This window comes from Phycisphaerae bacterium (assembly GCA_035384605.1).
Lineage (GTDB): Bacteria > Planctomycetota > Phycisphaerae > UBA1845 > PWPN01 > JAUCQB01.
On sequence record DAOOIV010000051.1, the window covers coordinates 23578 to 37907 of the forward strand.

The 14330-nt window shown below is 61.4% G+C and carries 9 protein-coding genes; 8 read left to right on the top strand and 1 reads right to left on the bottom strand.

Features of this window, described 5'->3' with window-relative positions; all coding sequences use genetic code 11:
• The first annotated feature begins 108 nt into the window (after nucleotides 1-108).
• From PLL20_12495 to PLL20_12510, 4 genes are all read left to right on the top strand, one after another.
• Complete coding sequence (locus PLL20_12495; GenBank protein ID HPD30810.1) at nucleotides 109-978, top strand: hypothetical protein; 870 nt, start codon at nucleotides 109-111, stop codon at nucleotides 976-978.
• 191 nt (nucleotides 979-1169) lie between these two features.
• Nucleotides 1170-2009 carry a hypothetical protein gene (locus PLL20_12500; GenBank protein HPD30811.1) on the top strand — a complete coding sequence of 280 codons (840 nt, stop codon included), beginning with the start codon at nucleotides 1170-1172 and terminating at the stop codon, nucleotides 2007-2009.
• The gene (locus PLL20_12505) at nucleotides 2006-3133 is read left to right on the top strand and encodes a CsgG/HfaB family protein (protein HPD30812.1); all 1128 of its coding nucleotides are present in this window, start codon (nucleotides 2006-2008) and stop codon (nucleotides 3131-3133) included. The genes PLL20_12500 and PLL20_12505 overlap by 4 nt, the downstream gene beginning before the upstream one ends.
• A 195-nt stretch (nucleotides 3134-3328) precedes the next feature.
• The gene (locus PLL20_12510) at nucleotides 3329-8719 is read left to right on the top strand and encodes a hypothetical protein (GenBank protein ID HPD30813.1); all 5391 of its coding nucleotides are present in this window, start codon (nucleotides 3329-3331) and stop codon (nucleotides 8717-8719) included.
• 184 nt (nucleotides 8720-8903) lie between these two features.
• On the opposite strand, the gene PLL20_12515 is transcribed toward PLL20_12510, so the two are convergent.
• The gene (locus PLL20_12515; protein ID HPD30814.1) at nucleotides 8904-9710 is read right to left on the bottom strand and encodes a hypothetical protein; all 807 of its coding nucleotides are present in this window, start codon (nucleotides 9708-9710) and stop codon (nucleotides 8904-8906) included.
• A gap of 464 nt (nucleotides 9711-10174) precedes the next feature.
• On the opposite strand from PLL20_12515, the gene PLL20_12520 reads away from it, so the two are divergent.
• The 4 genes from PLL20_12520 to PLL20_12535 all read left to right on the top strand — a co-directional run.
• Nucleotides 10175-11512 carry a sugar transferase gene (locus tag PLL20_12520; protein ID HPD30815.1) on the top strand — a complete coding sequence of 446 codons (1338 nt, stop codon included), beginning with the start codon at nucleotides 10175-10177 and terminating at the stop codon, nucleotides 11510-11512.
• 101 nt (nucleotides 11513-11613) lie between these two features.
• Entirely contained in the window at nucleotides 11614-13038 is a 1425-nt protein-coding gene (locus tag PLL20_12525) for a radical SAM protein (GenBank protein ID HPD30816.1), read from the top strand.
• Nucleotides 13039-13164: 126 nt separating this feature from the next.
• On the top strand, nucleotides 13165-13854 hold the full coding sequence (locus tag PLL20_12530) for an FtsX-like permease family protein (protein ID HPD30817.1): 690 nt from the start codon (nucleotides 13165-13167) through the stop codon (nucleotides 13852-13854).
• 2 nt (nucleotides 13855-13856) lie between these two features.
• The coding region (locus PLL20_12535) for an ATP-binding cassette domain-containing protein (GenBank protein ID HPD30818.1) at nucleotides 13857-14330 on the top strand (474 nt) is incomplete at its 3' end.

A 14330-nucleotide genomic window follows, 5' to 3' on the forward strand; every position in this document is an offset into this window, starting at 1 on the left:
CCGGCCTCCAACGGTCTTCGTGCCGACGTTGCTTCTGCCGTCGGGAAGCACGGCAGCCAGACACGACAAATCAGATGCGACGTGATGATGGAAAAGGATGACTCAACGATGAACTGTAACTCGGTCAGAGATGAGCTACTGCAATACGACTGGGATGATGTTGACCGCCAGAGGTTGATGGAAACATTGAATCATCTGGCCGATTGCGACGAGTGTCGGTCGGCCATGGCCGATTTCGACCGCTTGCGGTTGACCAGCCGGCCGGCGGCAGGGGACGCCGAGCCAGCGGGCGGTTGGGCGGCATTTGAAAACAGACTGATCGATCGAATGACCAAGCCATGCCGGCGGTTTGGGTGGGTGCCGCCGGCGATGGCCGCCGCTCTGGCCATGGCCGTTGTGGGTTGGGGCTTGTACCTCGGAGGGAGTAGAGGGGGTGACAGTGCGCCTGATCGGTCTGCGCCTTCAGCCAATGGAACGGCAGTCGTCAAAGCCCTCACGCCTCAGGAAATCGCCGACCGTGTCGAGGTCTTCGACCAGGTTTCGGAGGTTTTTGACCACCGTGCGGGCTGGGTGCTGATTTCGGATCGGCGATCGGACATGGGCATCGGGCAGGCCCCGACTGGCAAAGGGACATCCCTGCTGCTGGTAAGGCTGAGTCTGCTGAAGGACCAGTCGTCTTTCTCCAGCGCCGACCTGGTCATTGTTCCGGGTCACATGGCCCGAGTTTCCGTGCCTTCGCAGGATGGTGCGCTTGTGCGTTACCAACTGATGACATCGGAGACGGATCCGAAGTATCTCGGCCTGCGTGTCGAGGTCGGTTCCACCAATGGGCAACGTGACAACGGAGCCGTGCTGGCGACAAACCTGCGGCTGCCATCGGGCAAGATCGTTTCTGCTGGGCAACTGGTTACTTCTTCGGGACGTTATGACGTGCACGTGGGTATCTATGAGGCAAAGGCATCGTCGGCGCCGCTATGATCGTTGCGAGAATAATGATGTTGATTCTGTCAAACGAGGGCCATTGGTACGGGGGCCAGGCCGGTACGATATCCTTGCATTGGGTCGCCCGGTTCGAACAGCCCGAGGCTGTGCTTGTCTGGGACTTGTTGATCGGGGAAGTTCGTGTGGCCGGCGATCGACTGGCCGTCCAAAGGGGAAGCAGACCTAGTGTGGTGACGCTCACACCGCCGGAAGTGCGGGCCAGGACGCAAATGCGCTGGGTGTATCGCCTTTATCAGCGAAGTGACGGCAAGGAGATTGACACGGGCGAAGCGGTCATTCAAGTCTATCCGTCACCCAGACCGGACCGCCTGAAAGGTCGATTGCAGGACAAGCGGGTCGCGGTCTGGGACACGGCGGACGGCTTGGCCGACGCCTTGACCCAAGCCGGCTTGGAGTTCAGACGAATCCGGAAAGCGGCAGACCTTCAATTATCCGGGGCGGATGTGGTTCTGGTTGGGCCGGACGAGTTGCGCGACGCGGTGTTTGACCAGTCGCCGCTGATTGCCCTTTCGGAAGCGGGAGCCACGGTCGTGTTCTTCGAGCAAACGCGCCCGCGGTTTCTTGCCGGCTACGCGTTGAACCGCCGGACGGCACGTACCCGACCCACTTGGCGAAGCGGCCACCTGCTGATGAGCGGCTTGAGGACCGGCGACCCGGAATCCTGGCTGGATGGATTGGGGCAAGAGGTCTGGGCGATTGAGCTGCCGGCTGACGAGCCGGTTCTCGAAATCGGCTACTGGCCGCCGGTCGTCGAGGGTTCGCAGCCGGGCCCCATCGAGGCTCTGCTGGCGGTGAAGGCGGTTGGGAAGGGCAGACTTATCATGTGCCAGATACCGTTGGGGCCGTGGGACACGGACCCTCGCACGCAACAGTTCCTGGAGAATGTGGTCAGTTACGTCGGGACGCGACCGGAGCCGACGCCTCGGCCGACCGAACGTCAGGTATTGCGTCCGGCTGCCTCGCAGCCGGTGTCCACTATTGCTATACCCTCTGGAGCTACGCCATGAGAACAATAGCCGTTTTCACAAGCGTGTTGGCTGTGACTGTGATGTTGCTTGTCGTGCCGCCCGCCCTGGCCGCGGAGTCGCGCCCCTCGGTGACGGCGGAGGCGACGGCCTCGCGGCCTGCGGGCCAGGAGGATGGGCGTGAAGCTTCTCGCCCGCTGACCGTTGCGATTCTCGACTTTGGCGCAAAGGACCCTGCCATGCCCGACCTAGGGCCGCAGATCGGCGAGGTTCTGACGGCCGTGCTTTCGGGTGAGCCGGGCTTCACCCTGGTGGACCGGGCCACGCTGGCTCGGGCGCTGCAGGAGCACGAATTGAACCTGTCGGGGGTGGTCAGCACGGAGCAGGCCGTCCAGGTGGGCAAGCTGGTCGGGGCGCGGATTCTGGTGACCGGCAAGGCGTTCATGCTCGGCAAGCAGGTGTTCATCACCGCCAAGCTGATCGGGACCGAGACGTCCCTGGTCGAGGGGGTACTGGTCAAAGATGAGAGTGGCGCGGACGTGGGCAATCTGGTCGTTTCGCTGGCCACCGAGATTGCCGACCGCTTGCGAAAGGCCGGCCCCAGGCTGGTGGCCAGTGATGATGGAATCGATCCGCTCCCCAAGCTGAAGAAGGAGCTGGCTGGTCGTCCCAAGCCGAAGGTTGTGGTGATCATCACTGAGGAACACATGAGGGCCGCCCCACTCGTGCAGCCCGTGGACCCGGCCGTCGAGACCGAGGTCAAGATGATGCTCCGCGAGTGCGGCTTCGACATTCCGGACGTGCCCCAGAACGAACTGGCCGACTGGGCCAGGGCCATTCGCAAGGAGGATGTGCAGTCGTGGCCTCGCGGCCTGCAAGACGCCGACCTGATCATCACCGGCGAGGCCTTCAGCGAGTTCGCCGCCCGAATCGGCAACCTGGTGAGTTGCTCGGCCCGCGCCGAGATCAACATGATCGGCCGCAAGGACGGTAAGATCATCCTCGCCCAGCGCGAAACCACCCGCGCCGTCGACCTCTCGGAGAACATCGCCGGCAAGAAGGCCCTGGAAAAGGCCGGCCGGGTAATGGGCGTCCGGCTGCTGGAGCACTTCAACAAGACGCTGCCGGCTCGCAACGACGCAGCCGCGGATCCGGAAAAGAAGTGACGGCGCATCGGTAGTCCTGCGTGTGCGCTGAACACGATCAGGCGCGTGTCACGGGAGGAGAATGATTTGTTGGACGGATGCCTCTTCCTCAAAGTGTCTGTGTGCGCACTTGTCCTTGTTCTCGCCACTGGGGCGAATACCGCACCGGCGGCATCGGCGCCGAGCTTGCCCGCGGCAGCGGGTCAACCGGCCGGAGTGCCAGCCGAGCCCACCTGTGCGGTTCTGGCCGAGGCGACGGCCGGGCTGGACTCGTCGCCTGTGGTGGCTCTGCTGGAGACGAAGCTGTCGCAGGATTCGCGGGTCCGGCTGGTGGAACGGGCGGAGATCACCCGGATTCTAGCTGAGCACTCGCTGTCTCTGAGCCTGGCCGAGAGTACGCCGAAGTCGCGGCGGGAATGGGGACAGGTGCTGCGGGCTCAAATGCTGGTGCTGCTGCAAACGCGACAGGTCAAGGAAGGCAAGGTCATTGAGGCTGGCTTCGTGGAGACGCGCCACGGGCTGAGCCTGGGAAGCGAGCGGCTGGTCTGGGACGACCGGGCCGAACAGATTGCCTCCCTGCTGGCCCGGCGCACCAGCCAGGTGGCTGGGACCCTGGGGGCGGGCGTCAAACACGTCTTTGCCGTGCCGCCGTTCGAGGCCGAGGATCTTTCGCCGGATTCGCTCCAGTATCAGAGCGCCTATGCACAACTGGTTGAGGAAACTCTTTCACACCTGCCGGGCGTGGTGATGGCCGATCTGGCCCACGCCGCAGAAGTGGCCCGTGAACTGGCGGTGAGCGAAGGGGAGACATCGGTCGCCAGGTCTCTGCCCTATTACCTTCACGGCCGGCACAAGATGACCGGCCCGACCGGGAATCGGACCGTCAGTTTCCACCTGGAGCTTCGTCACGGCCAGGAGACCATTGCCTCGATAGACAAGGAGGCCATCCATCCAGACTCCGCCGCATCGTTTCTGCGTGAATCCTGCACCGAACTGGCCCGCAAGGTGAGCGGCGGCGCGCGGCAGGCCCCGGTCAATGGCGCAACTGCCCTGGAGGCCGATCTGCTGGAGGAGCGGTGCAAGGCCTATCGACTCGTCGGCGAGTGGGAATCGTCGATTCGCATGGCCGAGGCGGCGCTGTTGCTGGACCCGGGGCGGCATGAACTGCGGGCAATGGCCATCGATTCGTACGAACAGATGGTGTCTGTGTGGCAGAAACGACGCTCTCAATGGGAGGAAGACTTTCGTGCGGAGCAGAACGCCAACGCCCGAAAAGGCATCGCCACTCGACCCTATGATATTAACGCAGGGCCGGTTCCGCTGAGGGACTTCATCCAATGCGGCTTCACAGCAATCAATCATGCCAGGCACCTGTCGCGTACCCGTTCGCTCGCCGGCGATGAGCTCTGGCCGCTCATGCGGCTTCTTACTATAGTGTCAGGACGATATCCTTACCGCTCCGCCTACGACTGGAAACAAGACCCCTCAACTCTTAAGCCTCTCATGCGGAACCTATCGGATCGGTATCTGGATTTGGTGCTTCATCTGCTTTGTAGTGATCGTGTCGGTGGGAAGGGAGCACAGGAAAACCGCGAGCAGCTCCTCGTCGATGGGTGTCTTATGGCGTGCAGTCCCGATTGGGCGACGCAGGAAGAACAACTGGGGATCATTCGCAGAATCATCCTGGCGACAGAATCGCTCGATGATTCATTTGCCATTCAGTACAGAACGCTTGAGCTGAACCGCCGCGTGTTTTGGCAGCCAGAGGCAACACGCCAACAATTCCTGGGGGAGCTTGCAGCACGACAGGAAGGAAAGACACGTTTTGTGGTCGAGTGCCTGCTGGCGATGCTGAGAGATCAGGACACCGACCAAGGCATTGATATTCGGCAGGAAGTCGATGCCATTGCACGGAGGGCTTTTCCTGGACAGCCAATTCCTCCCCCACAGATGTGGGCGGTCTACGAGCGTTTTCGCAGTGTTCCTGAATTCTTGCGACAAGGAGAACAACGCCGGCCAAACCGCGTCGATATGAGTGCTGTCGGCTCCAAGGACGACAAGATCTGGTTTGCGGCGATTTCAGATTCCGACCCACGATTTTGCTCGCCATACCCGCTTCGTGTAAACGGTCAATGGCTGGCCTTGGATGACCGGCGTGATGCGTTCGTTTATGGCGGCCTGAATGTCATGACCGGACCATGGCAAAGGAAAAACCTTGGCACGTTCGAGAAGTGGGCACCGGCGCGAGGTGACTTCGCATGGGATGGGCAGTATCTCTGGGTAGCTGACATGAGAGCACGTACCTGTCTCCAGGTGCTCGATGGTATCTCATGGGAGTCTGTGGCGGTCATTGGCGAGCCGGACGGTTTTCCTGACATGAAGGAGGGCTGCAAGATCGCCCCACTTGCCCCAGGGCGGGTCTGCGTGGTGGGATGCACAGGTGAGCAACTGCGAATTCAGTCCTGGATTGCCACAATTGAACTTAGCGGGGACGCGAAGAAAGGCCTGCACAAGAGCGTCGACGTCTTCCACAGTGCTCGGCAGGTACTACCCGCTCGGGGCAAGGCGTCGACTCAACCCAGTGGCGCCGAACGTGGCTTTCAGCCCGTCTTCGCGGTTCCAGTTCCGTCGGGCAGGAGCCAAACGCCGCTGGTCTTGGTGGGCCGGCGCAACTGGGGTGAAGGGCCGCCCGGGGGAGCGCCGGCCTTGCTTGTGGACCCGGCCACGCGGCAGGTCACGATCTTGCCAGAAAAATGGGGCAGTGACTGGACCTACGTCGTCGGTCCGGACCGGGTCTACGTCTTAACCTATCGAGAAGTACACATGCCGTTGGTGCCGATCGTAGCCGCGGCCCGCCTCCCGGACACTGAGCTTCGAGAAGTGATCGCGCTCGACAAGCCCTGCTGGGAGTTTGTCGCCCCCACGACCGCCGTGGTCGAAGGGAATTTGCTGCACGCAATCGGAAAAGAGTGGTTCACCGTGGACCTGAGCGTGCCGCAACTGGTCAGGAAAAGCCCGCTCGATAAGAAGATACTTGGGTGCAGATTGACGCGATCATCGCTCTATGGGTTGGTCGCCTACAGTTCTGAAGGCGCATGGCAGGTTACTTTCGGCGAGGATCAGGCCCCCACCGGCCCAGCTGTGCCCATCGGGTCGAACAGACTGATTGAGAGCCTGTCAGATGGTGCTCTTGTATCATGGCTGCCCAATCCCGGGAGATACAGTCCCGGTTCCCAGGCCGTTGATCTGAAGATCGGTATCGGTGATGTCATCGTCGCGGTAAACAATCAGAAGATTTCGTCGGCATCTGATTTCTACAAGATATCCGCGGATATTGAGAACAAGCAGCGGACTATTGAGGTGATCGGTCAGACCGGCCGGCGCACTGTGACGGCGCAGCCCGGCAAGATCGGCATATTCCTCTGCGACTACAAAGCGTCATATGGTTCTGTGCTAACGGCGGCACTTCGTGCATGTCGGGATGGGCGGTATGGCCAGGCCCGGAGGCTGTTCGAGGACGCCGTGGCAGCCGGCCTTGAGTACCGGTCGGCTGCTCTGCTCCCGTTGATCTATGCCCATTGCGTCTACTACTCCGGTGACGTCGCAGAGGCTCTGTCTATTCTCGATGAATGCGTCAGCCAACTCGCAGCGGAGCCCAAACGCGTTCCGTGGGTGGACTATCTGGCCGCGTTTGATCCGAGCAAGCTTTCGCCTGGTCAGAACACCGATGGGTACCTCGGTCTATACCTGCTGCAGCAGACCGCCCGTAAGTATCCAGAGCACATACCCACTCTTGGAGAGTTGTCTCGCTACCAGCAGCGAGTTCTTCACCGCTATCCGGAGGCGGTCTCAGCTTGGCTGGATCTGATCGAGAAAGCCAGGACGTCGGGCAACAGTGGCCTCGCGTGCGCTGTGTTTGACTACCTGCTGCCGGCTCTCAGCACGCTCAAGATGGGGACCGAAACCTCTGCGGCCTGCCGGTACCTGGTGGATGCCGAGTTCACCGTTTCCTGTTCCACAGGCTTGCTCAAGCCTTACTCGCTGGCGGAGTTCCTGCTCGACGCCGGCGAGCCGGATTCTGCAATCCGGCTGTGGCTACGTACCAAGGCGCAATCCGGGAAGCCCATCTACCCTAACTGGCGACATCAACGCATCATCGGCGCTTTGGCCCTGGATGGTCAACTTGACGAGGCCCGGTCTCTGATCAGGCGTTTTAAGCCTGAATCTGACCCGGCTACCGAGGCGATGATGATCGGCTGGCGGGATCTGGCCGGGGATTATGCTAAGTATGCGAGAGATCTGCTTGCCCGATCACCGCGGGACCCGTGGACTCACGACGGGGCATTCACCGTCCTGAGCCATCTGCCCCGGCCGGACCTCGCCGAACTGACACAGATCCACGACCGGGCGGTGGCATTGGCCAAAGCGGTGCCCGAAAGCGACAAGGTCCGGTTCCTCGCAAGGATACGTAGCATGAGCCTCGGTCTGTTGATGCTTCAGGGTGACTACGATGCCGCTCTTTCGCTGCTAAGCAGCACCGCATCGCGAGGAGATGCGTCCTATGTGGCCAGTCAACGTGAGGCCGCGCTTTTCCTGAGAGACCGCGCGGTGAACCTAACGGAGACTCCGACCCCCTTTGTCGGCACGCAGTACGCTCTGCGAGTGCCATCCGGCGGCTGGCTTCTGTTGACCCGTGACAATCGAATGGGCTGGGCAAGACCCGACACTCTGGAGATCAGCGAAATCCCGCTTCCTGATCGCGCATGGACTCCCATACACGGATACAGCTTTGATCACGATCACCGTGGTGACCAGGACCCGGACATCTCGGGTAATATCATGTGTTCGGATTCGGGCAAGACGGTCGTTGTCCTGGGAGATAACAGGACGGCATACGTTCTGAATGCCGACCGGCGAAGCTGGGCACGGCTGATCCGCTTCCGGGTCGGCGAGGAATGCGAGGAGGGCAATGACGTGCACAGATCGTGGCTCAGAAGGATTCGGCCGGTGCTGGACGAATTCGCCGAGTTCATGCTGGCCAAGGCCGAATCCGTCCGAGACGTCGTATGGTTTCCCGGCAGCAGCCATGATCGTGCGGTAAGAGTCATGCTGTGCGATGGAACGTGGATGGTGCACAACCAGAATGACAGTCGGAGATTCGTTGATCTAAGCCAGCTCTGCGCCAGGGCCCTGGGTGGTCCTGTCGAAATCTATGAGATCTCTGATCCTGAGATCGAGGGGCCAACCTACTTGTATACCAGCCACGGCGTGCTCAAGTGGCTTCAACGCAAGGACCAGATCGAGGTACTCCCCTTCCCGGACCGGACCAAACCAGCGGCGATCTTCCCGCTGATTAACGACACAGAGACTGCTACTCTTGCGTCGCTGCCCGATGCGGGCGGAGCCATTTACCGGTTCGACTTGGTTTACGAGAAGCTCACCCGCGATGCGGGCATCAACCAGTGCTATCCGATGACCTACTGGCTGCAAAAGCCGGTCGAGTGGAACCGCCAACAGGTGATCGACGCGGTGACCAAGGCCGGTCTGCCGTGGCCCCCGCCGTGGCTGCCGATCCAGACGGCCGAATCGCAACCGGCCCGGCGGTAAGAAGAGGGGGGCGGTTCCACGATCTGATATACCCGCAGACGCCGTTGCCGACCTGCCGATATGTCAGCAGAAAGCGGAAACCCCAACAGCCGAACGGTGCGATAGCCCGGCAGTCGAACCGTCTGACGGCCTTGCAGTGGAACAATCCAATAGCCGAATAGTCTGGTTGCCGAAAGGCCTCAGCCTACCAGTCCATCGACCGGTTGGGGATGATGTAGATGGGCGGGAGTTGCTGGTCCATCGAGCGGATGCCGCGGCCGGTCTTCCAGGGGCTTGGCTGGGTGGCCGGGGCGGGGATGTCGCGGGATCGCAACTCCTCGATGCACCGGCGGACTTGCTGCTGAAACTTGCGGACGGCGATGTAGTTCACGTCCTGGTTCCGCTGGTCGCCGATCATCCGGTCAGGCGGAGGATCATAGCTGTCCGCGGGAGTGGCCAAGGCCTGGACGCAGGCAATCCTCTCGCGGCGGGCGTTGTCCATGATCACGCCGATGACGCAGGCATTTCCCGACTCCGCCGGGCCCGGTCCGAAGATGACACACAGACCGGTCTTCATCTCCGCGGCCGTTGCAGCGATCTTCTCCAGGTTAGCCTCAGGGTGTTCCATGTTCAGCGGGTCCATGATGCCGACGCCCTGGATATCCGGTATGGTGTTGAACAAGCTGGTCCAGTAGGTGGAATCCTCGTTCTTGATCGACCCGAGTGCCCACGCAGTGGACAGGGGATCTGAGAATGGCTTCTTCGGATCAGGAACGAGCCTGGCCACGGCCACCCGGCATGGGAATCGCCCCCTGCTCTTCTGCTTTTCCAGGATAACGAAGCCGGTGGCCGGACACGGGACGTGTGTGAGGCCGAAGCTGTCACTGCAGAGGGTCGCTCCCGAGTAAGCCCCGGGTGCGGCGAGTTTCTGCTGACTGCAACCAGCGGTGACGGCCATAACAGATACACACAGGACGGCCATGAACAACGCGTGTCCGGGCTTGGGGCACATGCCACTCGCTCTCCATGCGTACGGGAAGTCGGTCCAATAAAGTCCCTATAGTTTTATCGGCATCTGTGGGGCCCACTGAAGGAAACGCCGACGGTTTTCGGGCCTTCTGAAGGCCCACGCCCTCAGCGGAGAAAGGTCCGATATTCAGGCGGACCGATGCATGGCAGGGGAGTCGTTCGCGGGGCACTTGTCTTTTCTCTGCTCGGTGGTGAATCGCGTAACCGCCCGCGACGGTAGCTCATCGCCTCCCTCGATCGCGCCGATAACAACAACGCCCAAGAAACCGGGCAGGGGCGACGTGTATGGACTCCCCGACGCAAAGCGTTTTTATTAAACCTGGTTCGCTGCCAGGCACTCTCCCGTTGCGGGCTCATCTTCGGCTGGTCAAACCCGAATCAGCGGCACCGGCCGTTGGTCGCACCTGGTTTGGTACGTTCGGCAATACGCTCCTTGAGATGCCCTGGATGCTCTGGAGCGCCTTTGATGTGGCGATTCTGTCGCTTGGTTTGTATCTGGCCTATCACACGCTGGTTTGGACGCCGACGGGCGGCTGGGTTCCCTTCACCTGGTGGCAGATGTGTCTGGTTCAGGCGCCTGCCATGGTCGTTGCGGGGCTGGTCTTCGGGCTTTACGAGCAGAAGACGCTGCTTCGCCGATCGCGTATTCTGGCCCGTTCTTTTCTGACGGCGGCGACGGCGGCAGCTCTGACGTATATCATCATCTACTTCCTGATGTACTCGATCTACAGTCGCCGGGTGATGCTCCTGGCGATGGCCAGCTACCTTGCCCTGGCCCCGACTTTCCGCCTGATGGTTTGCTCCGCTGTCAACCGTTACAGTCGCAAATTCGTGATTGTCGGCACGGATCGCAAGTCGCAGTTGTCGCCGGATTGCCAAGGCGACGGCCTGTCAAAACGATACCAACTGGTCGGATACGTCAGCACTGACGCTCTGGAGGTCGGCCGCACGATCGGCAAGCACCCGGTGCTGGGCACGGTGGACGAAATCGAGCAAATCTGCCTGGAGAATCAGGTGGATGAGGTGGTCGTCGGGCGGGTCGCGTCAAAGAATCCGTGGACCGTGGACAAGGCCCTGCGTTGCCTCAAGATCGGCTGCCGGGTAACGAATCTCTCGACCTTCTACGAGGACGTGCTCAGCGAGGTGCCCGCAACACTGCTCGAGCCGAACTGGTTCCTTTTTGCCGACTTCAAGCACTACCATGAGGCCCAGCTCATCATGAAGCGGGCCATGGACATCGTCCTGGCGACCATCGGGCTGATTCTGACACTGCCGTTCTGGCCGTTGGTTGCGCTGTTGATCAAGCTCGACAGTCCCGGACCGGTCTTCTACAGCCAAGCGCGCGTGGGCCTGCTGGGGCGCCACTTTCGGCTTTACAAGTTCCGGACCATGCGGGTTGGTTCAGAGAAGAACGGCCACGCCTGGGCGGCGATCAATGATCCGCGCGTGACCCGTGTGGGGCGCTACTTGCGAAAACTCCGCATCGACGAGCTGCCGCAGTTGGTCAACATCCTGACGGGGACGATGTCCGTCGTGGGTCCGCGCCCCGAGCAGCCAGAGTTTGTCGATGAACTGGCGGCCAGGATTCGCTTTTACAACGAGCGCCACGTGGTCAAACCAGGGCTGACCGGATGGGCCCAGATCAACTATCGCTACGGTGCCAGCGTCGAGGACGCACAGCGCAAGCTTCAGCTTGATCTCTGGTACATCAAGCACATGTGCATCGAGCTGGACCTGACGATCCTGCTCCGCACGCTGGGAACCCTGTTCATCGGTTCCCGGTAGAGTCCTCGCCGGCGGATCACGGTTGACCGAACCCTGAACCCTTCTTCGCCAACTTCACCCTTGCCGGCGGGCATCCGATAACATGTTGAGAGGACCCAGGCATGAACAAAAGCATTCTTCTGGTCAACCCGCCGGCGGAGGTTCCCCGCGAGTGCTACGACACGCCGGATTATCCGGCGATCGGCATCGCGTCGGTGGCGGGTTACCTGATCAAGAACGGAGTGGAATGCTCCGTCATCGACGGGAAGCTGAGCCGACTCAGCGTGGACGACACGATTCAGGAGATTATCGGGCGTCGGCCGCGAATCCTTGGTCTGACGGCGATGACTCACATGATCGTCACCGCCCACAGGATTGCCTCTGCGGTCAAGGCCCAATGTCCCGATACCATCATCGTCCTTGGCGGCTTCCACGCCAGTTTTCTGCCTGAGCGAACCCTTCGGGAGTTTCCGAGCTTCGACTACATTGTGGTCGGCGAGGGCGAGATTGCATTCCACAAGTTCGTGCGGGCGGTCTTCGACGGCGGTGATCCCGCCGAGATCCAGGGAATCGCCGGCCGTCGTGGAGGAGCGATTCGAGTCAACGGCCGGGGCGAGATTGCGGATAACCTTGATGACCTCGGCATGCCGGCCTGGGAACTGTTTCCGCGTGCGCGCATGTACCCGGTGATGAGCCAGCGCGGTTGCCCGTTCGGATGCAACTTCTGCAGCCGACCATATGGTCGCAAGGTCCGCCGCCGGAGCGTGCCCCACGTCATTGCCGAGATCAAACGCAACATCGAACAGTTCGGTTGCACTGTCACCGACTTCTATGATGAGACTTTCACGGTCAACAAGAAGCACGCCGCCGAGCTGTGCAGGGCCATCATTGCCGAGGGAATCAACCGCAAGGTCCGTTTCTGGGCTTACGTGCACGCCAACACCATCGACCTGCCGACGGCCAGGCTGCTCAAGGAGGCCAACTTCAGCAGCGTTGGTTTCGGGGTGGAATCCGGCAATCCGCAGATCATGGCGCGCATGAAAAAGAACGTCGGGCCGGAGGATGTGCTGCGCGCCGCCCGCGTGCTGCGAGAGGCCGGGCTCGACTTTGCCGCGTATTTCATCATCGGTCATCCCAACGAGACCCGCGAAACAGCCTGGGACACCATCCGTCTGGCCGCGAAGGTCAACCCCAACTCGGTGGCCATCGGTCTGATGGTGCCGTACCCCGGCTCGGAGATCTGGGAGCTGGCTACTCACGGCCAGGGCGGCTACAAGCTGATCGGTGTCAACTGGGAAGACTTCAACAAGCAGATCGGCAACGCCCTGGAATTGGAGAACCTCCCCCGCCGGACCATGGAGCGCCTCCAGCTCCAGGGATATCTCTACGTCTACCTGCGCAACCTGCGCTTCCGTGAGATGTTCGAGGCCATCTGGATCAACCGCAAACGCATCGCCTTCATTCTCCGCAAGCTCATCCGCCCCTCCCGCCGCGTGGCCAGTAGCTCGTGGCTGGAGCCCTCGCGGCAAACGTTACCCGCAACTTGACGGCGCCAATGCCCAGGCTTGCGATAACGAGAGGGGGCCCAAGCAAATGCTTTTGTCCACCGGGGACTGTTTCTCTACAATACCGCTATCCGTGTCCTGCATTGATGGTGCCTGGAGATTCTCGACGTGTCCGCAAGAACCGGCGGTCATCACGGGTCGGTTGGCAAGCAGGTGGTGCTGCCGTGGGGGCAGTCGATTCGCATCTGCGCGGCGGGGATCCGCACGCGGCCGGGGCGGTCGCTACTGACGCTGGCCGGGGTAGTGCTGGCGGTGGCTTTCATGGCCGGGGTGATGACCTCGGCGCGGCTGGCCGACGCGATCGTCCGGACCGGCGACACCAACACCGTTTTCGCCCTGGCCCGAAGTACGGGCATCGACCTGGGCAGCGAAACCGCGCGGCTCAACCAGCAGCGCCGCAACACCTGGCTTGCCGGACTGTCGATTCTGGTGGCCACCGTTGGCATCGCCAATTCCGTTCTGATGAGCGTCACCGAGCGATTCCGTGAGATCGGGACCATGAAATGTCTCGGAGCGATCGACTCGTTCGTGGTACGTCTGTTTTTTCTGGAGAGTGCCTTCGCGGGGATGATCGGTTCTGCCGTCGGGGCCGTGCTGGGCATTCTCCTGGCGACGGTTCGCATCGCGGTGGCGGTGGGCCCGGCGGCGATTCCGCTGGGGACGTTGGCGATTGACGCTTTGCAGATCCTTGCCGCCGCGTTGGTCGTCGGTACGCTGATCACCATTCTGGCCGCGATCTACCCGGCTTACGTCGCCGCCCGGATGCAGCCGGTGGAGGCCTTGAGGGTCGAGGAATGAGCATGCCATCTGACCGGGCCGACAGCATCATCCGCACCCGCGACGTGAGAAAGGTCTACGTCAGGGGGTGCCAGCGGGTCGAGGCGTTGCGAGGCGTGACCATCGACATCGCCGCAGGCGAGTACATTTCGATCATGGGCCCCAGCGGTTCGGGCAAGAGCACCTTCTTCAACATGGTCGGCGGCCTCGACAAGCCCACCAGCGGCCAGGTCTACATCGATGAGGTGGATATCGCCCAGCTCGACGTATACGAGTTAGCCTGGCTGCGCTGCCGCAAGATCGGTTATATTTTCCAGACCTTCAACCTTATTCCGGTGATGACTGCCTTGGAAAACGTCACCTTGCCGATGATCTTCGCGGGGTTGAACAGCGATGAAGCTCGCGAGAAAGGCGCGGAGTTACTCAGGATCATCGGCTTGGGCGATCGCCTCGAACACCGTCCGTTTGAGCTCTCGGGGGGCCAGCAGCAGCGTGTG